Annotated in this window: 14 protein-coding genes; 9 read left to right on the top strand and 5 right to left on the bottom strand. The window is 41.4% G+C overall.

Annotated features, from left to right (window positions below):
- The first annotated feature begins 162 nt into the window (after positions 1-162).
- Complete coding sequence (locus G6053_RS11545) at positions 163-1,713, top strand: hypothetical protein (RefSeq protein WP_165306533.1); 1,551 nt, start codon at positions 163-165, stop codon at positions 1,711-1,713.
- Positions 1,714-1,771: 58 nt separating this feature from the next.
- Here G6053_RS11545 and G6053_RS11550 read toward each other — a convergent pair whose 3' ends face one another.
- Positions 1,772-2,347 carry a hypothetical protein gene (locus tag G6053_RS11550; RefSeq protein ID WP_165306534.1) on the bottom strand — a complete coding sequence of 192 codons (576 nt, stop codon included), beginning with the start codon at positions 2,345-2,347 and terminating at the stop codon, positions 1,772-1,774.
- Between the two features lie 205 nt (positions 2,348-2,552).
- Between G6053_RS11550 and G6053_RS11555 the strand changes: the two genes are divergently transcribed.
- Entirely contained in the window at positions 2,553-3,431 is an 879-nt protein-coding gene (locus G6053_RS11555; protein ID WP_165306535.1) for a hypothetical protein, read from the top strand.
- Positions 3,432-3,520: 89 nt separating this feature from the next.
- Entirely contained in the window at positions 3,521-4,288 is a 768-nt protein-coding gene (locus G6053_RS11560; protein ID WP_165306536.1) for a hypothetical protein, read from the top strand.
- Positions 4,289-4,346: 58 nt separating this feature from the next.
- Here the strand turns inward: G6053_RS11560 and G6053_RS11565 are convergent, their stop codons facing one another.
- The 3 genes from G6053_RS11565 to G6053_RS11575 form a co-directional block, all read right to left on the bottom strand.
- Entirely contained in the window at positions 4,347-5,057 is a 711-nt protein-coding gene (locus tag G6053_RS11565; RefSeq protein ID WP_165306537.1) for a response regulator transcription factor, read from the bottom strand.
- Between the two features lie 6 nt (positions 5,058-5,063).
- The gene (locus G6053_RS11570) at positions 5,064-6,083 is read right to left on the bottom strand and encodes a histidine kinase (RefSeq protein ID WP_165306538.1); all 1,020 of its coding nucleotides are present in this window, start codon (positions 6,081-6,083) and stop codon (positions 5,064-5,066) included.
- A 102-nt stretch (positions 6,084-6,185) separates the two neighbouring features.
- The gene (locus G6053_RS11575) at positions 6,186-6,377 is read right to left on the bottom strand and encodes a class I lanthipeptide (protein WP_165306539.1); all 192 of its coding nucleotides are present in this window, start codon (positions 6,375-6,377) and stop codon (positions 6,186-6,188) included.
- Between the two features lie 622 nt (positions 6,378-6,999).
- Between G6053_RS11575 and G6053_RS11580 the strand changes: the two genes are divergently transcribed.
- The 6 genes from G6053_RS11580 to G6053_RS11605 all read left to right on the top strand — a co-directional run bounded on the left by G6053_RS11580 (position 7,000) and on the right by G6053_RS11605 (position 20,967).
- Complete coding sequence (locus tag G6053_RS11580) at positions 7,000-8,520, top strand: hypothetical protein (protein ID WP_165306540.1); 1,521 nt, start codon at positions 7,000-7,002, stop codon at positions 8,518-8,520.
- A gap of 71 nt (positions 8,521-8,591) precedes the next feature.
- Positions 8,592-12,173, top strand: a complete 3,582-nt coding sequence (locus G6053_RS11585; RefSeq protein WP_165306541.1) for a hypothetical protein — start codon at positions 8,592-8,594, stop codon at positions 12,171-12,173.
- Positions 12,174-12,183: 10 nt separating this feature from the next.
- Positions 12,184-16,482, top strand: coding sequence for a DUF6443 domain-containing protein (locus G6053_RS11590; protein ID WP_165306542.1), 4,299 nt, complete (start codon positions 12,184-12,186; stop codon positions 16,480-16,482).
- A 2-nt stretch (positions 16,483-16,484) separates the two neighbouring features.
- On the top strand, positions 16,485-17,000 hold the full coding sequence (locus tag G6053_RS11595) for a hypothetical protein (RefSeq protein WP_165306543.1): 516 nt from the start codon (positions 16,485-16,487) through the stop codon (positions 16,998-17,000).
- A gap of 116 nt (positions 17,001-17,116) precedes the next feature.
- On the top strand, positions 17,117-17,989 hold the full coding sequence (locus G6053_RS11600; protein WP_165306544.1) for a hypothetical protein: 873 nt from the start codon (positions 17,117-17,119) through the stop codon (positions 17,987-17,989).
- Positions 17,990-18,000: 11 nt separating this feature from the next.
- Positions 18,001-20,967, top strand: a complete 2,967-nt coding sequence (locus G6053_RS11605) for a hypothetical protein (protein WP_165306545.1) — start codon at positions 18,001-18,003, stop codon at positions 20,965-20,967.
- Here G6053_RS11605 and G6053_RS11610 read toward each other — a convergent pair.
- Positions 20,957-21,400 carry a response regulator gene (locus G6053_RS11610; protein ID WP_165306546.1) on the bottom strand — a complete coding sequence of 148 codons (444 nt, stop codon included), beginning with the start codon at positions 21,398-21,400 and terminating at the stop codon, positions 20,957-20,959. The genes G6053_RS11605 and G6053_RS11610 overlap by 11 nt on opposite strands.
- Positions 21,401-21,450 lie beyond the last annotated feature (50 nt).

Consider the following 21,450-nt stretch of genomic DNA (forward strand, 5'->3'; position numbering starts at 1 on the left):
AGATTAAATTGGTTAAAAAGTCCGGGCAGGGCGCCGGGCATTGTCATGCACAAAACAAACACTAATATTTTCATGGTTCAAAAGAAGTTTTTTCGATTGTCAACTCCTAAATATGCCTTTGTTAAGAGAAAATGGCTTACCTTCCATTAAAGTCACCAGGCTATGTACCGTAAAAAAGATGACCTCCCGTTGCTCATAAATTCCCTCTCAATAGGCGAAAAAAGGCATTTTCACAACTTTTTTAAAAGAGACCAGGGGCTGAACGGCGAAGCTCTATTTCTACAGTTATACAGCATGCAGGAAACGGGCAAAAGTCAAATCCCAAAAAGTTTTGCAGATTCTTCCGAAAGGGCATTGGTATCGGCCAAAAGGCTTCTTTACGCCAATATCCTCAAAAGTCTTCGGTCATTGCACGACAATTCTTCCGTAGATATTACCCTCCAGAACATGCTTGTTGATATAGAGCTCCTCTCTGGCCATAACCTGCCGGATCAGGCATCGCTGATCCTGAATAAGGCATATAACTTAGCCGCCGATTTTGAAAAATTTGGTCATTTGCTACAGATTCTGGAATGGGAAAAACGACTCAATATCACATTGGACGAAATATCGAGACCTACCTCTGAGATCATTGAAGAGGAGCGGAAAGTACTGGGGCAATATACCCAGTTAAAAGGACTCGAAGGACTCTACTGTGAGGTTATGTTGCTAAAAAGAAAACACGGTTATATAAAAGGAGACCTTAAAGAACAATTGACTGCTCAAATATTATTCTCCGACCAGCTTCCGGCAGAAAACTCGTGCCTTAGCGCAAAGGCTCTATACTATCGAAACTCTGTGCTATCCGTATTCTACTGGATGGCCATTGAACCCTTAAAAGCATTTGAGCATAGTAAAAAGCTGATGCTCGGTAAAGATCATAGCATTCTGCCCGATGATTACCTGTTGGGATTGCTCCAACATATTACATCCGCTATATGCCTTGGCCTTTTTGACGAGACTGTTTATGGTATAAGAGCAGCAGAAATTTACTTCAACGATCACGACCTGCGGCAATCTGCAAAACTGAAATCCCTGCTTTTTGTTTACAGATCGACTTATGAAATCAAAGCCTACCTTTTTAAAGGGCAGGAACGGAAACTTCGAAAAGCTATCTATTGGGTAGAAAAAGAGCTTGAACTACATGAGAATATTCTACCTGCCGATCATCTCCAGATCGTGAAAGGAAATTTGATGAACGCCCATATGGCTTTGGGAAGTAGCAAGCAGGCGGATCGGCTCTGGAATAGCCTGATGCAGCTATCTCCTAAAATAGTAAGAAAGGATATCCTTTCAGACCTTTACATGTTCCGTGTTTTTGATCTTATGCAAAGCGGCAGTTATGAAGACCTGATCTCTGCCTCTTTTAAAGCGATCCGCTTTTACGAAAAAGAAGACCACGTTGGCACACAGTATGTTTTGGAGCGTGCCATTATGGTTTTATTGCGAAGAAAGGTTGCCATTGGTCCAAAGGTGTTTACCATTACCATTATCCAGGAGATTAAAAGAATGATCCATGATTTTATTATTGCTAATACCGGTTCGATAAGATTCCAGGAACACTACAGCAGGTATGTTATCTGGTGCGATGCCATCATTCATTCAGAGCCTTTTTATAAGGCAGCGGAGCGTTGGTATTCCGGATTTTTTACACGTTTGCCCAGGGCATTTTGATTTGATGGCTGTGATTATGTATCAAGGAATACACTCATAACATTTTGCTATAACCTTTTTATTTTAATATTTTTCTTTTCCGAAACTCAGCTCTAATAACAAAACCTTCAACATAATAACGTAATACAGTCCAGAATAAATAAAACAAAAGTGGTACAAAAACCATCTGCATGAGGCTATAAACTGTGTAAGGATAAAACGTTTCCTCAATGGAGGAAAACAAGGTGTATTTACAGTAACTATACCAGAGTACAGCAGCAATTGTAGCTAATATTCCAGCGATCAACATTCCGATACCAGGGCCATGTGATTGCAGCGCTATGGTTGATCGTTTTCCATCAAACTTCACAAACCTTGTTCTCAGACCAGCAGAGATTTCCCATCGAGTAAGCTGGTACTTTTTCTTAAAATTCACGATAGCCTTATACTGACCGGGGCGAAGAGCATATCCGAATTCACTTCTACTACGCCTAATAAAAAAGTCCACTTCGTGGCTTTCTTCAAAGTATCCGGAATTACGATTGGCAAGGTTTTGATCGACTTGAATATCGAGAGCACGCTGAAAAGCTCTTTCCATGAAAAATACTCTCTTTATAAAAGCAATAGCATCTTTAAACAATTTGATTTTTTCCATTTTCTTATCACTATCTGTTAATTAAATAAAAATACCATTTATAGATCAACAAAAAAAGACTAGCTATCTGTAAACTATCAAAGAACTAGACATGTAATTCGCAGCTTTACTGCCGAGGGCAACAACCTGATTGAGTGCTGGATAAATAAATGTTGCGATACTTAGTGTGGCATAGTTTTGGTGTGAATTCATTTTTAAACTAATTATGAACAAAATAAAGGAAACGCTATTAAACGGGTCGAAATGTAGGTATAAAGCACTGTTGATTTTGATGCTCTTTAGCGCTAACAGTTTTGGACAAAAAATTTTCAATAACCTCACGTCACCCAAAGAAGGCGCAAACTATTATGTTACCGTCGATGGGAAAGGACCATACCGGGTTAAGATTAATGATATTCCATTCTTGACGGTGGAGAAGCAGGAGGGAAGCATTACATTTTTGGCCAATCATACCATATTAGGCAGCGGTGAGCAAGAGATTTCATGGGAAGTAGGCCCTGGAGGAAAGATCGGAAAGGCTTCCGTAAAAGAATCACGATGGAAAAATGGTAAATATAGCCCGGACTCCATTATATGGGATAGCAGTAAAAATAAGGAAAAAAGTTTCACAGCCACGGTTCCTTATAATCTCGCAGGATGGTCTAAAAGCTCGGATATTTCTTTAAATCCTGAAAAAATAAAAGCCGCTAAAAATTGGTTTTCGGAAATGATAACGCTGGCCAAGCAACATAAAGGCAATGAGTTTATGGATAGAATTGCACTTGCAGAGCAGCAGTCCTTTCTGATGAATTATATAGGCGCCGAGGAAGCCTGGAAAAGGCATGCCAACTGGGCTGGCTTTTTTAATACTGGAAAGTTTGAAATAGCCAATGGGAGTGAGGTTGAGATAGAGGTAGTGGCCCATGGAAAACTTGCCCATTTAAAAGGTAAAAATAATCAGGGAGGAATTAAGATCTTGAGCCCGGATGGCCAGACAACCTACCTCGATATATTCCTTCATTTTCCAGCGGGAAAACAGCAGCCGGAGGCTATCATGATAAATTTCAGACAGGAGACCAGTGATTTTCGTAATCGCGTTAAATAGTCCGAAAAATAGGATAGCTACTAAACCAGTATCACAAGAACTTTATTTCAATTTTCAATTTTGACTGAAAAAATTAAAACCATCAAAAAATGAAAATTCAAATCTTAAGTTTAGCGATTCTCTGCTTTATGTTGGGCTGTAGTAAAGAGGGCACCCCACCCCACTCGGATCAATCGGCTCCATCCTTAAAAATGGCTACGGTTAAAACCCAAATTGAAAAGCCATTTAATCCCAAAAATCCAGCTGATTCGATCGGGATCACCCATAATCAGGCACTGACTTTTGTTTATCAAAGGCTTTCCCAAAATGAAAACTTCTCCCCAGATATGAAGCAAAAGTTAGTTGGGGAATTCTTTAAAAATAGGTATGGTGGAGATCCTCTTAAATCGCTTCTACAACGCCATAAGCAAAATCAGCAAATAAAGAACCTGGAGATAAAAGAACTGACAGAAAAGCTCGGATGCTCAAGGACGTTAGCCAAAAATATCGATGACATTTTCTTAGCGGCAAAAGAAATGAAATCTCCTGCCGATTATAGTGTCTTCAAAAAGAAGATTATGATTGTAGAAGACAATGTTCTATCGGGGAAAATAAAAATAAGTAGGACAGAGGCCGACCAGCTTTTACATTTTACATCAATATACCGGCACTCCATGTTTTTTTGGATGGAAGCAATTTCCAAAAGTCCAGGTAAATCTGAAGCTGAATTTTTAAGGAAATTTATCCGCGCAATCCTAGGCGCCGGATCTGATGCTTATGGTGCCGTCGTAAGTTTAATTACCTACGTGAGTTTCCGCTATGTCCTTGAGGATGCTGCCCTGGACAGCGCCATGATGCTCTGGGCGTTTGATTCTTAGACAATAACTTCAGGAGAATTATTTCCCAGTAGAATTAGCCATTCCCCCTATTATTTGTTTAGGGGGAATCAATCATTTTTTCAGCATTCTTTCTTCTATATGGCCCTGTAAATATGAGCTTTTTTCCCCCTATCATTACTAGATGTTTGGTCTTGTCATCATCTATAACTTTCATCAGGTTAACAACAGTAGATTTGTTAATCCTAATAAATTTACTTTCAGGTAGAGTTCTCTCAAGCTCCCAAAGCGGGATGGGAACAGTAATAATCCTATTTTCCAAGTATACTAAGGAGTAGTTGTTTTTTGTTTCAATATGAGATATACTGGTAAAACTAATTTTCCTGTCTATTCCATTTTCTCTATACGCTAGATACAGATCGTTATTCAAAAGATAGAAATGATTCTCAACAACAAATAGCTTGTTTGCTTTTTTTACCGCACGAGTGAGATCTTCAAACAATATCGGTTTTAATAAATAATCAACAACATTCTCTAAACTGTAAGAATCGAGTGCGTATGATGCAAATCCAGTAGTAAAAATAATTTTTTTGTCAGGTAGCCTTTTAGCTGCTTCAAATCCCGACAAATCAATCATATTTATGTCCAAGAAAACGAGGTAAACTTCATTTTTTTCAACAAAAGATATAGCTTCAGTCGCGTTAAGGAAAGTTCCTACAATTTCCAGTTGGGGAATTGTTTTGATCAGCCTTTCAAGGTTTTGTATAGAGTTAATTTCATCATCTACAATAATACATTTGATAAATTCCATAAGTACCTAATTAAAATGAATAATGAGTTCTGCAGAGTATTCTTCCTTTGTCTGGTTAGTTTTAAGTTTATATGTATTTGGATAATTTGATTCAAGAATCCTTTTTACATATGATAGGCCAATTCCTGTTGATTCATCCTTTATTCGGCGCCCAATTATATTATTGACATTTAACTTAACCGCAGTTTTATCGACAGATAATTCAACTGTAATTTTCTTATCACCATGTTTAAAGGCATTTTCAACTAATGGCAAGAGTACATGAGAATGAATGCGATGGGTTTCATGATTCTCTACATCAGAAACGAGTGATACCATTAATTCAGGAAATCTTTTTGAATACAAATAGACGATTCCTTCAATAGCACGAATTTCAGTTAGCAGTGGAATTTTTCCGTCTGGCCCAAGCTTATTAATTCCAGAGCGTAAAATATCCATAAAACAGGCTATTCCGTAGGAAACGTTTGAACTAATTTCTGAAGCTTCCCTTCTTAAAACCTCAAGTGTATTAAATATAAAATGTGGATTTATTTGTGCTCGGAGCGCTGCATTTTCAAGTTCTAACTTTTCTCGTTTCGAACTCTCTACAATTTGATCTGCAAGTTTCTTCTGAAGCTCAATTTTCGATGTCCTGGACCAATACAACACACCTAATAAAGAGAATTTGAACCATTGAAAAAAAAAGTTTACTATTTGTGTATCCAAAGGTAAAGTTGATGAAGAAATTCTTCTCCCTAATAGTACTGGGGAGACAGAATAGGTATAGATAAATCTAGAAACTTCACTAGCAATTAGGATACAAAGAAAACCGGCAAGAGTTTTAATGTACTTATTTTTAGCGTAAAATTGAGGAAGAATCCAGAGTGTCGTGGAATAAAAGACGCCGACAGAGATGAGATGAGAAACTGATGTTTCATAAATGAAATCATTCCAATTTTTCTCGCTATACCCGAGATTAAAAATTAAAATTGACACATAAATAACCCATACAGCAATATGCATTAGCACCACCTTGGTCCTTTCCATTTCTTATGTTTTTTTTGATTAACATAAGTAGCGTATTTAAATTTTTTCGCTACATAGAGGGGCCGAAGGTAGTGCTATATTTTATTTTTTGTTATTTTATTTTTATTCGTTGCAGTACTTCATTGTAAGGTAAGGAGGCGCGTTGTAAGGAACTGGGCAATTAAAACTTTGGGGCTTGGTAAAAACTGACGCCTCTTCACCTGCATGTAAATTGTGCATTTGTTTAGGTGTTAAATAAACAATTTTTTGAATTTTGAGAGTGAGTTTCGGATTGGATTGGTTGTTCTTTTTCATAAGTATTCAATTAAAATTTAAGATAAAAACCTGGTTTTTTTCGTCTTGTCGAAAAATATTGCCTCTTTTCTTCATTTCCCTTATTTTATTTGGAAACACCCTTAAGCCACATATATCTTCACATTGAATTTTTTATCTACGATTCGCTTTTGCATTTTTCCTTTTGCGTTAATCTTGATAAAAACATATATAGTCTACCAATAATAAAAAAGTGGGTATTTAAGACTTACGTATAAATCCCCGATGCTCAAAATATTCTAAGATTTTGTAAAGGTAGCGTATTAATGAAAAATAACATGATTTGAAAATTTAAGAAATCATGATATTACATAGAATAATTCCTTAAATGTTATTTTAAAAAAATTATTGAAACTGTCATGAATGGTCAAATTATCGATTCAAATCGAGATTCGAACATAACCAGCAGATTTATTTTGGGTCTGTGCATTTTCCACTTTTTACTACTTTTTTGTACGGCTTTCGGTTTTGTATACGCCTCACGAATCGATCATCCAAAGAAAGAAAGGCAGCAAACGTTAATTAATACAAACAGGGGTTTTTACCTGTATCCTTACAGATACTCCCTGATACATTTACCAAATCAATAATCGAAAACCTATACTTGCCACGCTCAATTTTCATAATTGTCTTGCTTTTCTTTATTCCCTTTTTCGTTGTTGAAGCATCGGCTCAATCTGAAAATGGAATTGAAGAAGCATCCTTATATCTTGAAAAAAGAACAACAGAGTTGAATAAATATATCAAACGCGCAGATCGCATCCAGCAACGCTTGTTGCACCGTCTGCAGAAAAAGGAAGCGCGTATGTTGGCCAGGCTCGCTGCTAAAGATTCCGTAGCCTACAAGCAATACCTGCACCGCTCGCCCGGCTTCGATTCGATCGCCGTTTTATCCAAAGACTCTACCGCCCTGGCCCGTGTGGCTAAGCGGCGTAATGCCACCATCGATAGCCTGAAAGGCATACAACAGTTTATGCATAACCAGGGCAATAAACTTGCTGCCTTGGAGGGTACAAGCGGACAAGCCTTGCCCGGTGGCGATTACAGTGGCAAGATCGCCGAACTGCAAGGCAAGCTGAATGCCGAACAACAGGTTAAAGACCTGATTCGGCAACGTACGCAAAGTCTCGAACAAATGGCTGCAGGCGCCGGTATACCCGGCTTACAGGGCATAAAGAAAGACGTATATTATGCCCAGGAAAAAATGAAAGCCTGGCGTGGCTTGGCCGATGATCCGGATGCTGCCGAAGAAAAAGCGATGGAATACCTGCAGGGTATTGAGGGCTTTGAAAGTTATATAAGCAATAATAAGAATGGTTTGGGGAGTGGTGTATCAGCTGCCGACTTGCAAGCTATGGGTTACCAAACAAAGGGACAGGTGCAGCAAATGCTCAGTGAAAAGTTTGGTAACCTGCAAGTCGTGCAACAGGCAATGCAAGGACAGCTAAAAGATTTCAGCAATCAGTTGGGCAAGGTAACAGATAAAGTAAAAGAAGCCGGCAACCTGGCGCACGATGCCCGGCAGGGCCTGCAGGAAGCGAAGGCCACCAAGGATAAACTTAAGCATATCGATAAGCCCCACTTCCGCAAGAACCCGGAACGCGGAAAACCTTTCTGGCAGCGGCTCGAAACACAATACAACTTCCAGACCACAAGGGCTACGCCCGACGGACTGCGTCCTGCAATGGTAGAACTGGGTGCTGGTGTCGCCTTCAAACATACGCCCGGCCTGAGTTATGGTATCGGTATAGGGGCCAGCATAGGCCTGGGCCAGGACTGGCAACATATCCGCCTGAGTTATGAAGGTATTAGTGGGCGGTTGTATGCCGATTGGAAACTATTGTATGGCTTTAGCCTGCAGGCCGGTTACGAACGGGCCTTCCGTCCGCAGAACCGGGCTTACCTGCAGGATAACAATACTACGCCGCAGCAGCCCTCAACCTCCACCGGCAATGGCCTGAAAGCGGCATTTGGCGGCGGGCAGGAGGCGGCTTATCTCGGTATCATGAAACGGTACCGGATCGGCAGCAAATGGAACGGCACCTTTATGGCAGGGTATAATTTCCTGTGGCAGCAAAGCAATTTAAGAACCCCGTTTATGCTGAGGCTGGGCTGGGGGAAATAAACTTATAAACCCGTTTTTTTTAACGCCACAATTTGGCGTACTCAACCTATATTTTTATCCAAATTTTACCTATGAGCAAACATGTTTTATTACTTGGGTTATGGACTTTCTTTTGCTTTTGCGACCGCGCATTTGCCCAGCAGAAGCCCGTTACGCCATTTTCATTTAATTCTATACCTGCATCCCCCCAGGCTACAGAAATGACAAAATATGGTGGTATTCCTGTAAACCTTTCAACTGGTGCACCTGATTACGGCATTCCACTGTATTCAACCAATGTCGCCAATAATTTAAAACTTGATGTCAGCTTGCATTACAATACGAATGGCATTAAGGTGCAAGAATTATCCGGTGTTGCCGGTGTTGGATGGTCTTTATTTGCAGGTGGTGTTATATCCCGAACCGTAAATGATGATCCGGATGAACTCTCTACGGATCTCGCAAATCCACTGACGCGGTCTACTGCTGCGGAAAGAAATATAACCTGGTTTGACGATAATCCATTGAAGCGAATGCTGTGGTATGGAAATGCCGAGTTTTATGATATGCAACCAGATCTATTCTCCTATAATTTTTTTGGACATATCGGACAGTTCTATATAGATTCAGGAGCCGCCTATATCATAGATTATGAAGATATCAAAATAGAAATGAACTTCCAGGCCACCGCCGCATGGAATTTTAAGGTAACGGATCAGTTTGGGAATATTTTTTATTTTGGAAGTCCGGCAGCTACTGAAATAACAGAAATACACAATGTAGCGACCAATTTGGTAGGCGAACACGACCAATGGAATCCCAGTACAACGAACAGAACTGCGTGGTACCTCACAAAGGTAGAAACACCAACAGGTGAAATTGTAACTTTTGAATATGCGCCAAGTAATTTTACAGCATCGAGCATTTCACGATCTACGCAACTTGACCGTTCTGTCGTATCTTCTGTCCAACTCGGATCTACTCCTTGTAACTGTGTCGAACCGATAATAGAATCGCGACAGACCAGGTTAGTAAATAGCTTTATTCTAAAAAAAATCACCTTTAACAATGTTGTCCAACTCGATTTCGATCACATAAACAATGTCGATTTGATGGGAACCTATCTGGTTTCAAATATAAAGGTGAAGGACCTCGCAACTTCTTATATTTTCAAACAGATTAATTTTTCTTATGAATTCCCTACCAATTCAAAGCGCCCATTTTTATTAAATCTTTCAAATTGTAGTGGTGCCAATAATCAATGTGACCTTTATACTTTCGACTACGAACGGCGGGATCAATTTCCTGCGCGTACCGAAATTAATAAAGAAGACTACTACGGCTATTTTAACAATGGAGGCAACTTTACTGATAATCGAGGTGTAAACTGTTTGGCAACCCAAATAGGCATGCTTAATAAAGTAACTTACCCGACAGGCGGATCAGAAACCATAACTTACGGCTGCGCCCAGTCAACGGATTCGACTTTGGTTACCCAGCAGATTAATGGTGCTTACATAAGTGGGTACGGAACTAGTGACCACAGCCCCGTTGATTATAGTCAGCAATTTATTGTGCCGCCAGGTACAATTGATATTCTTCTTTTTGGCAATGCAATCTGGCATAGTGATCCGGCTTTTCCGCCGGACATCAATATGCACCAAATATTTGTAAGTGTGTATAACAAACGTACGAATGAAACACTTCCATTTCCACAAATGAGGGTTCAAGCCAATAATTTCGATTCGGCCCATGTTTACAATTTTTTACCTGGAGATACATTGATCCTAAAATTGACCTCATTTGGAGATAAAGTGGAAGGTCAAGCCCAGCTGGATTATAAAAAGAAAGTATGGATTCCTGTTACTTCATTTTACGGGGCTTCTAAAGTCGAAAAGTTAACCATATTCGACCCCGTTTCCCAAAAAACTAACGTAAAAAAATATGTCTATGAATTTAAGGACCAGCCGGGCGTATCCAGTGGAAAATCCATTAACTCTCCATGGACCACTTCGAGTTATTATTTCAGGAATGTCTGTGATTACAATATCTTCTCTACCTCAAAAAAAACATGTCTGTATAATATGAGGAGTGATTACAGTCAATATGACCTGTATTCCTATATGCCATCCAGCTACCTTTACTCCAGCGTATTGGAATATGATGGACCCAATGGGGAAAATGGTCTTACCGAACATTTGTTCGATTTAAGATTGCCAAGTCCTTCAAATTACAGCTACTACAATAACCTCAATATTCCTTTAAGCTATAATGATGTATTTGAAACACCTTATTCCCTTTATGGTGGTGTAATAGCGCGGGGTATCGGCACCAACTATTATCGCAATAATGGAAGTGGCTATTCACCTGTAAAAAAAGAACGCAAATGGTTTTCAGTCAAACAATCCCTGAAAAAAAGACTTGGGTATGGTGTAAGAGTTGTAGATGCAGGAAATCCGGGACATATAGACCAGACATTAGAGATCAAAGGTGACGTTAAGCAGTTTACCTATGAATCTACTTGGACTGTTTTAGATTCTATTGTTTCTACCGACTATACTATGGATGGAAATAATACAAAAAACACTGTTGCCTATCGCTATGATAATATTCAACATTGTAGTCCCACGTTAATCCAAACCAACAAAGGAGATGGAGCAGAACAATACCTGGTCAATATCTATCCTTGGGATTATATTGGTGCCAGTGATTACATTTTGAAGATGCAGCAGGCTCACGTTAATGCCTATCCTCTTGAGCAGGTTTCTTTGGTCAAAAAAAATGGTGAATTTAAAATTACGGGAGGCGTGCTTACCCAATATGCCCCAAATGTCCCGTCTCTTTTGACAAAACAATATAAGCTTAAACTGTCAGCTTCGTTACCGTTATCTGGGTTTAAGTTGTCGAACCGTACCTCTGGATCTGACTTATTTTCTTATACCAAACAATCAATGTCAAAGGACAGCAGGTATATTTCATTCAATGAACATACCCGCTTTACACTTCAGTACAAACCATCGGTGACGATAAATGAAAAAGGCGAAAGAACAAACTACATGTGGTCATTTAAAGGCCGTTACCTTTCTGCGGTAATTGAGAATGCAGACGACTATGATGATGGATATTATCCCAAAGAAACCTATTCGTACACTAGTTTTGAAGATGGTGATAATACCATCGGTAACTGGCAGTGGAACAATGCTTCATTTTTACGCATCGCTGATCCTGAAGCACCCACAGGTAAATATGTCTATAAATTACCCACGTTTACTACTGATTCCCGTCCCGGACTTGACCCTGCCCGGACTTACCTGCTGACGTTTTATTTTAAGGGGCCGACGCCAAGCGTTCTGGGCGCGACCAGTTCAAGGGTTATCGGCACCGCTGGTCCATATCAATTATTTGAAGCGACCATTAGCGGAACGACTCAGACTGAAATAACATTCCCCACTACGCCTAATGATATTTTCATAGATGAACTCAGGTTATGTCCGATAGAATCGAGAATGAAAACTTTTACCTATAGTCCAGATGTAGGTCTTACCAGCGAATGTGATGAATCCGGTAACATTAAAAAGTATTTCTACGATGCAAGAGGAAGATTGATTACTGTCAAAGACCGAAACAATAATATTCTTAAACAAGTGGACTACCAGGTTCAAGGTCCCCAATAATACTATACCCATGAAACACTTTATTAAATACATCCTTTCCGCCTTTTCAATACTGGCATATTCAAAAATTGCAATTGCCCAACAAGCCACAACTCCCGGGGCTAATATCCCCTCAGCCTCAGCACCCGGTAGCACCTATTTTACCTATCCTGATATTATCAATATGCCGAACCTGGCAAAATTCAACTATGTCAGGACTAAAAGTCCGGATGTTCCAATTCAAAGCTGGCCCAATACAAATTTTTACTTCAGGCAAGTAGCGAACTACTATGACGGGTTAGGCAGGATTTTACAGACTGTTGCCAAAGAAGCGCACACTGGACATTATGATATTGTTCAACCCTATGTATACGACGATCAGGGGAAACAGGTGCTCAACTACCTGCCTTATGCAGCGCAGTCGCTCAATTCGGGTGGTAATTTCAAGAAAAACCTATACGATGGCTATTCTCAATTTTACGACGTAGGACCTGCAAACGAACCACCTTATCAAAAGGTCGATTTCGATAAATCGCCGCTTGCAAAAACATTAAAGATCTATGCACCAGGAAGAAGCTGGGTCGGTTCCAGCCGTGGGATCGAGTCGAAGGAGAAGTTTAATCAAAATCAAGAGGTGATTAAATGGGTAATAGGTCCTGGCCGGGATGAAATACCACAACAAAATGGTTACATACCTTCCGGCGAGCTCCTGGGTATTGAACAAAAGGATGAAGATGGTAATCTTACATTGATTTATAAAGATAAGATTGGTAAAGTTATCCTGACAAAAACGCTTCTCGATCCGGCAACTTCACCGGGCACTGGGCATGCGGGATACGCTTGCTCCTATTATGTCTACGATGAACTGGATCGGCTAAGATACATTCTCCCACCAAAGGCAGTAGACGCTATGGACGGTACTTGGACCGTTGATGATGTCCAAAAGCTGTGTTTTACTTACGTGTACGATGCAAAGGGAAGAGTGATAGAAACCGGTATCCCTGGAAAGGAAAAAGAATATGCTGTATACGACAAACGAGACCGCGTCGTAATGACCCAGGATGGCCAGCAGCGGGTTAACGGAACCTGGTTGTTGACGATCTATGACATCTTAAATAGGCCCATTGTTACCGGAATCACAGAAACGGGGCAAACACAGCAGCAAATTCAGGATTATATTGATGCGGAAGGCTCCTGGTCTGCACCTCATTGGTTATATCATATCCTGAATTATAACTGCTATCATTCGTATCCAACTAGTATCGCAAACACAAAAATATTATCTTACAAATACTATGACAATTACGATCATTTACAAGCAAATACATTCGACTTTGATGCCAGTCAATACACCCAGGAAATGCCCACAACAGCACAGCCTTATTTAACCAGACCACAACTCTCTTCTGCTACAAGAGGTCTCTTAACTGGCACTAAGGTATTGATCTTAGACCCTTCTGCTCCCAATAACAATAATTGGATAGAAACGGTAAACTACTATGATGCGGAAGGAAGAAATATACAAACGCAGTCTAAGAATATAAAAGGTGGGATCGATATAATTTCCAGCATCTATTATTTCAGGGGAATGCTTTGGAAAAAGATTACAGGTCATAAAAATCCGGTAGCAGAACCCCAACCCAATGCACAGGACGGCGCTTTACAAACTATACGTGTCGTTCAAAAAATTGAGAGAAATCTTTCCCTTGGCGGCGGGAATGACCTTGTTGGAAAAGTAGAGCAGACGATCAATAATGGTCCCATTTTTACCCTGGCCAAGTATAGTTATGATCACATGGGTAGAACAGTTGTTAAAGACTTGCGGGCCGGCCTGGTCTTAAACGAATATAATACCCGTGGTCTGCTCACCCATATAAATGCAGAAAATCACGGCCAATTACCGTACACACCTATTTTTGAAGAATTAATTAGTTATGACTCCGGCTTTGTCGGTAAGTTATACAACAGTAATATTTCCGGCATTGTATGGAGCGGGTCCGACGGAAGGAAAAATGCCTATGGTTACAGCTACGATGGTATCGGGAGACTAAAACATGCTGAATATAGACTTTTGAATGCCGCAACGAACAGCTGGGAAAAGAATGTCAAGGACTTTACGGTATCTGGAATAAGCTATGATCTAAACGGTAATATTAAAACGATGAAGCAGGAAGGTGTCGATCCGATTAACAATGTTCCTTTTCACATGGATGATCTGACCTACGACTACGAAGAAAATACTAACAATCTAATAAGTGTAAGTGATAACGGCCCGAAAATACCACAGCTGCCAGATTTTAAAGACAACACGGCATCGTCTATAGAATATCGTTACGACAAAAATGGAAACATGATTCGTGACGATAATAAAAAAATCGTTGTGAGTTACAATATCTTTGATTATCCTGCTGTGGTAGAAACTTCCGACGGATCTATTACCTACGTATACGATGCAACCGGAAACATCCTCCAAAAAAGAGTTTCTGTAGGCACAAACACAACTACATTCGATTATATCGGAGACTTTGTATATAAAGATAATATTCTACAATACATCAACAATGAAGAAGGGAGAGCAAGACCTATTGCTGATGCAGGAACAAATTATTCCACCCGTTTCGTTTATGATTATTATATCAAAGACCATTTGGGTAACGTAAGAAGTACCGTTACGGCTACGCCAATAAACGCAAGTTATCTTGCAAAACACGAAATCGCATCTGCGAATCTGGAACAAATGGTATTCGACAATATCCCCAATGTCCGGGAAGCCAAGCCGGGAAGTATTGATCCTTATGATGGTATGGCGGCACACCTGGTTGCATCAGATCCACAAAAACGGGTTGGGACTGCTTTGCTATTACGTGTATTTCCTGGAGATAAATTTAATATTGACGCAAAATCCTTTTACGAAGGCGAATATCAGGGAGGAGAAAATATCTCCAACGCTCAAATTATAGAATCTTTGACCAGTGCATTGCTGGGAGGTAATACTTATGCCGGTATTCCCATGTCAGAGCTTCCGGATAACATCAGAACAGTCAAGTCGGTTTTAAACAGTCCAGGTCTGGCTAGTGTCATTTCCGGTCTTCAAAATACAACCGATCTTCCAGGCGTACCCAAAGCACACATCAACTACATTTTCTTTGACGATATGATGCGTATTGTTCCTGGTCAGAGCGGTGCTATCCAAATAACCCCAACCAATAACAAAGGGTGGCAAACGACTGGCCCTACTGAAGTTTGTAATTGCACTTTCGGCGGTCAGGGAACTCCTGGATTTGCGTTATTCTATATAGACAATCAAAGTCTAGGTAAAGATGTTTGGTTCGATGATTTGCATATCGAACATTATAAGAGCACTGTTTTAGAGGAAGAGCATTATTACCCATTTGGTCTCACTTTAAACCTTTTTGGTGGTACAGGGTCGGGCTTGGTAAAGAACGATATCAAATTCCAGGGACAGCGGCATGATAATGATCTTGGGCTAAATATGTATAGCTTTAAATACCGGATGCACGATCCGCAGATCGGAAGGTTCTGGCAGGTCGATCCGCTGGCCGAGAAATATATGCATAATAGTCCTTATGCATTTTCTGAAAATAAAGTAACTTCACATTTTGAACTGGAAGGTTTAGAAGCGGTTCCTTTAAGCGATGGAAACACACTTTATGGCCCTTGGTCTCCCGACATATATTCTCCAACTTTAATGGATCAGTTAAATTATAGAAACGGCTCAAATCAAAACGTAGACATGTCTACAGCTACTAAAAATATTTTAAAAAATATTCAAAATGATGCTAGAGGACAAGCATTAGCAGTAGATATAATAAAACAAAATTTCCAATTATATAAAATTGAATCTAATATCACGCAATTAGATGAGAATGGTAAGTTTTTGACTGGACGTAAATATGGTACTGAAATTGAAAATGGATCTGCTTCATATTATTATAATTCTGTAAATTCAGAAGGAATTGAAGGAATGAATGCCGCAATTTTGGTCCAATCTCATGAGTATACCCATGTTGCTCAGAACAGGCATCTTGGATTAAATGGAGTCCAAAAACACAATAAAAGAGAGTTCTTTTCATACTATTTTAATTTATATCCAAATGATTATAAAAAACATAGAGAAAAATTAGTAAGTCCAACTTTTCCAAATAACATTGTATTTCCTGAGCGAGTATCTCCTGGAAATAGATTAAAATGGTTAATAGGGGCCATAGATCATTTCAAACGAATGTCCGAAGTTGATCGACAAGAATTCAAATCTATGTTTAATAAAGTTAATACAGAGTACCAAACACTTAACACAAACAACGATTAAATATGAATTCAAAACTAATAAATACCTTACTTTTTAAAATCGTTCCTTTCGTTGTACTTTTTATATTTTCTTTTAAGATAAAAGACGAGCATCCGACTGTAATATTGAATATTCAGGGTGACACTGTATACTATGATTCTTCAATTCCATATGCTGAACAATTATTCTATTACGACCTTATAATAAAAAATTCAACAAATAAGTTGGTTAAACTCCATGATGGAAATTTACTTCCTGCATATAAAGGAAATTTGTCTAACGATTATTATCTTGAAATTTATAAAGATGAGAATGGCAAAAAAATCGACTTTAATGTTGAAGAACGACACTTTATGGAAGTTGATTACCTTTTCAAACCTGTTTTCTTAAAGATAGGAGAATCGCTTACTTTCAAAAATTCAAGTTATATGTATCAATTAAAGGAACCTGGGAAATACTATATTCGGGCAATATTTGTAAATGCATGCTCTTCATTGGGACAAAGTAACATTGACAGTATTGTAGTAGTTAAAAAGTAATTGAAATCAACAATTTTATAGCAAGGCCCTTCATTAAATTAAAGGTGCAGGTTCTGCACCTTTAATTTTTACGCTTCTTCATCGGATTAATTTTCATTAAAGCTGCCATAACTAATATGCTACGGTGTAAAAACGCCTTGTTGCTATTGCTTTGTCTCCAATTATCGTATCAGTCATTTTCCCAACCTTCCATTTGGGAAAATGATAAATCAAAATTGAAAAAGGCAAAGGAAAAAGGATCAAGAAACATCACTAAACTAAAAAGCTGGAAAAAGCATATCTCCGAATGGGGCATTGACAGCAATTACCAATACTCCCTCTCTTTGGGTGTAAGACTGAACACCAATGGCTGGAGCGGCGGCCTGAGCTATCTCATCAACGAAAGCCCCGGTAAAAAAGTGATCTGGCAACTTTACTTTTCAGGACTGCAACACGAAAAGGAAGTAAAGCAACAGCGCAGGGCAACGACCTATAATTACCTGGCCAAGAATACATCCTACAGCTTGGGTAAGATCAACAATGCCTATAACCTGCAACTGGCTTATGGCCGGGAGCAGATGTTGTTCCCCGCCTTGATCGATGGCAACCTGTCACTAAGCTTGCGTTATGCCGCCGGTCCGGCACTGGCGCTGCTTAAACCTTGTTACCTGAATTTGTTGTATGTTTCTTATAATCCCGAAGAGCATGCCTATTCTCAAAGTGAACGCTTTACCAAGGAGAACGGTGATAAATTTCTTAATCCCGCATACATTCTGGGCAGCGATAAATGGAGCAAAGGCCTGGGCGAAACCCGGCTTATTCCCGGCTTGTTTGCCGAACTAGCCATAGCCTTGGAACCCGGCAGGCCAGAATCTTTCGTTAAGACCATTACCATCGGCGGCAATGCTGCGATCTACACCAGTAAAATTGAAATGATGGCGGAACGAAAAGCTTATGCTTATCAAGCCTGTTTCTTTGTTGGCCTTTCGTTTGGAAAAAGGTGGCACTAAACTATCCTCTTTTGAAAAATAGTTTGAAAATACTTTTTATACTGCTGTTGGCGGCTATGTTTTGTCTTTGCAAAGCTTATGCCCAGGCTCCGGGTGTACCCTACAAACGTTTCCAGTATAAACGCTATAAATGGAAGGTATTGCCGGTAGGTGCTTTCCGGGTTTACTACCCGCAGGGTTATGATAGCCTGGCCAGCTTTACTTCGGTACAGCTGCCCCTGATTGCCGAGAAGGTAAAAAAGGAAATGGGGGTTCCCGTAAAAGCTACACCCAATATTATCCTGTACCCGGCCATCGACCAGTTATATACTTCCAATATCGGTTTGACGGGTGAAGGACATTTACCCTTCCCGACTATATTCCTGAAAGGCAGTCGTGTTTCGCTGGCCTTCGACGGCTCGTATGAGCACTTCCGTACCCAGTTGGCCGGCGCCTGGGCGCGGTTATGCTGGGAAGAACAATTTCAGAATGACCTGGAAGAGCAGGCGCTGTCGAGGCGGCAGCTGATGCCGGCCTGGTTCCGCGAAGGGGCTATCGCCTATTTCGCCCGGGGCTGGCGCCTCGTTGATGAAGATAACTGGTTATCGCTGCAGGGCAGCCGGCAGGACTGGGAACAACTAAGCGCGGCGCATCCGGAACAGTCAGGGCAAGCCTTTTGTTATTTCCTGTCGCGCAGGTACCGGCCCGATGCAGCCCGGCAACTGGTATTCCAGTTGCGTAAAGGTAAATCGCTGAGCCGGGCCGTGCGCCTGGTAGCCAAGCGCCCGCTCGATACCCTTACTGGGCAATGTCTCCGTTTTTACCGGGAGCGTATGGATACAACGCTATCTGCAACAGATACGCTCCGCGACCAGCTGTTGCAGGCGCATAAAGGCAGTAAGCTGCAAAGACTCCTATACAGCGCCGATGGCAAGCAGGTGGCTTATGTAACCGAAAAGGAGCACAAACGCCGGCTCTATATTACGAACATCACACAATTACAACAGCTACAGCAAAGCAAATCTGTACAGCGCTATCTGTTGCCGCCCTGGATGGAGGATCACGAGGCTGATCCTTATCCGTTGCTGCATTGGTCCGAAGCGGATAAACAATGGTATGCGGTACAGCCGGAACAGGGATGGGTACAGGTAAAACGGTACGGCGCCGGTGGCGCTTTGATCGACCGGCACAAGCTGTATGGAGTAGATGGCGTAAGTGCGATAATGGGCTGGAGCCGCGATCAGTGGCTGATGGCTGCGTATCGCAAAGCTAAAAGTGATATTGTCGTCTATAACGCCGCTAGCCTGCGGTTCAGCCCGCTTACCGACGACGCGGAAGATAATACCGAACCCGCATGGGATGCAGGTCATACGCGATTGCTTTACCGTTCGGGGTATCCTTCCGATAGCTTGTATCATGCAGATAGTATAACGAAGCCCTATGGCATTTACAGCAAAACCATAGCGGGTATAAAGGGTAGTGCAAAACAATCAGAGCGGCTCCTGTGGCGGGATACAACTTATGTTTCGTTTCACGATCCCCAAGGGTTGGCCGGTAACACGATCCGTTTACAACAAAGTACGACCGGTAGTTTGCAATACGATACTTTAAGCCCGGGCGAGGCTCCGGCCGCAGTGCCTGGTAGCCGCATCCATCCCTGGCTGCGCGACTACCTCGAAGATAAGCGGCGGCAGGATAGCCTGGCGGCCCTGGAGCGGCATTGGAATAAAGACGAGGAAGCCTCTTTCCTGGGTGGGGTGCTGAAAGGCAAGGACAGCAAAGGTCTTGCCAACCACCAACGGGACAGCCTGTTGCGGGCTCTGGCCTATACACCGGCCAAAGTAAGGCCTTATATCCTGCAGCTGTACAGCGCTTATTTTTCGGCACGCATCAACAACGATTATTACATCAACCGGATGCAGCCTTACCAGGGCTACCTGGGCTCTTTTAAATTCCCAGAGGTAGGCGCTATGGCGGGCGGCGGTATCAGCGACCTGTTCGAGAATCACCATTTCAATATCGGTTATCGTATGCCTGCGGGTACGGAGGGCAGCGACTTTTTCTTCCGTTATGAAAATACGGCCAAACGCCTAGACTGGCATGTCCTGTTTTTTAGGAAAGTAGAAAGCCTGCAACCCGATGCACAACGCGACTGGAAAGATGAACAGGGGCGGCCTTATCCGCAGATGGCCAAAGTAAAGACCCACTATTATGAACTGGGTGTACAATATCCCCTGCATTACGACTGGTCGGTAGGTTTTACCGCGGCTGCGCGCCGCGACCGTACGGTATTCCTGGCCTCCGACCGTTATAGTCTTAACTTCGAGGCCCTGCAGCAATGGTGGAGCATGAATACCTTTACCGTATCTGCGAACAAGCTGCATGCCTTGAGTCCCTTCCTGTATAAAGGCTGGGATGCTCGGCTGCTGACCGATGTGATGGTATCGACGGGTAAACAGGCCACCCTGTTGTATGCTACAGCACTGCGTTTCAGCTATCACCAGCCCTTGTACCGCGATATTAATTTTGTACTGCGGGGCAATGTGGGTCATAGCGGCGGACAAAGCCAGGTGCTCTATAACTTTGGCGGGGTAGACAATAACATTGTGCCGAGAACGGATACTACGGTGCGTTTTAAACAGGAGGCCCCTTACGCATTCCAGGCCCTGGTAACACCTTTTCGCGGATACCGGCAGAACAGCCTCTATGGCGGCAGTTATGTACTGTTCAATGCCGACCTGTATATCCCTTTATTCAGCCGGCTGATACCTTTGCATACCGGGTTCTCTGCGTTAAACAACCTGCAGCTCGGGCTCTTCACCGACTTTGCGGCTACCGCAAGGAAACAGGACCACTTGCCCGCGGCGCCTACCCATCTGCAATCCTTCGGTTGCAGCGCCCGCACCATGCTGGCGGGTTACCCCATCCGTTTAGACCTGGCCTGGCCACAGCAGGGCTTTTCTGCACAGCCGGTCTGGTATTTGTCGTTTACATTTTAACTTTTCTGCTCTCCATGCGTTTTTCTACTTCCATTATGATAGATTGAAACTCCCGAAAGTCAACTCCTCTCATCCTATAAATGTATTTGCTCCAATCTGCACCTTTAATCCAATCTTGGGGCTGACCACTTATTATTACTACCTGCGCAAAATCATCTATATGGCCTGCTAAAGTGACACCGTCCATCTCGCTCATGTTATAATCAGTGAAAACCACATCTGGTTTTAAATGCAATATTTCATTAAGCGCTATCAAAGGTTTTGTGGCCGATCCTACAAATTCAACTCCTTCAGTTTGTTGGATCAAGTTAGTAATATTGATAATACCGTGCATTTCATCGTCTACAACATAACAACGAAGATTCATAGTTATAGGATTTTGAGTTTTTAATGATTCGGCAAATATATTTAATTTTATAAAATTACATTTCAATTGACATACCTCGTTTATGTACCCACAAATACTGTAGTTTATACCCCGAT

It is taken from the genome of Sphingobacterium sp. DR205, from assembly GCF_011064245.1.
In the GTDB taxonomy this organism is placed as follows: Bacteria; Bacteroidota; Bacteroidia; order Sphingobacteriales; family Sphingobacteriaceae; genus Sphingobacterium; species Sphingobacterium athyrii.

Bases quoted from the DNA above. Each gene is read 5' to 3' on its own strand.
- G6053_RS11545 (WP_165306533.1), top strand. From the start codon at position 163: ATGTACCGTAAAAAAGATGACCTCCCGTTGCTCATAAATTCCCTCTCA.
- G6053_RS11550 (WP_165306534.1), bottom strand. From the start codon at position 2,347: ATGGAAAAAATCAAATTGTTTAAAGATGCTATTGCTTTTATAAAGAGA.
- G6053_RS11555 (WP_165306535.1), top strand. From the start codon at position 2,553: ATGAACAAAATAAAGGAAACGCTATTAAACGGGTCGAAATGTAGGTAT.
- G6053_RS11560 (WP_165306536.1), top strand. From the start codon at position 3,521: ATGAAAATTCAAATCTTAAGTTTAGCGATTCTCTGCTTTATGTTGGGC.
- G6053_RS11565 (WP_165306537.1), bottom strand. From the start codon at position 5,057: ATGGAATTTATCAAATGTATTATTGTAGATGATGAAATTAACTCTATA.
- G6053_RS11570 (WP_165306538.1), bottom strand. From the start codon at position 6,083: ATGGAAAGGACCAAGGTGGTGCTAATGCATATTGCTGTATGGGTTATT.
- G6053_RS11575 (WP_165306539.1), bottom strand. From the start codon at position 6,377: ATGAAAAAGAACAACCAATCCAATCCGAAACTCACTCTCAAAATTCAA.
- G6053_RS11585 (WP_165306541.1), top strand. From the start codon at position 8,592: ATGAGCAAACATGTTTTATTACTTGGGTTATGGACTTTCTTTTGCTTT.
- G6053_RS11590 (WP_165306542.1), top strand. From the start codon at position 12,184: ATGAAACACTTTATTAAATACATCCTTTCCGCCTTTTCAATACTGGCA.
- G6053_RS11595 (WP_165306543.1), top strand. From the start codon at position 16,485: ATGAATTCAAAACTAATAAATACCTTACTTTTTAAAATCGTTCCTTTC.
- G6053_RS11600 (WP_165306544.1), top strand. From the start codon at position 17,117: ATGCTACGGTGTAAAAACGCCTTGTTGCTATTGCTTTGTCTCCAATTA.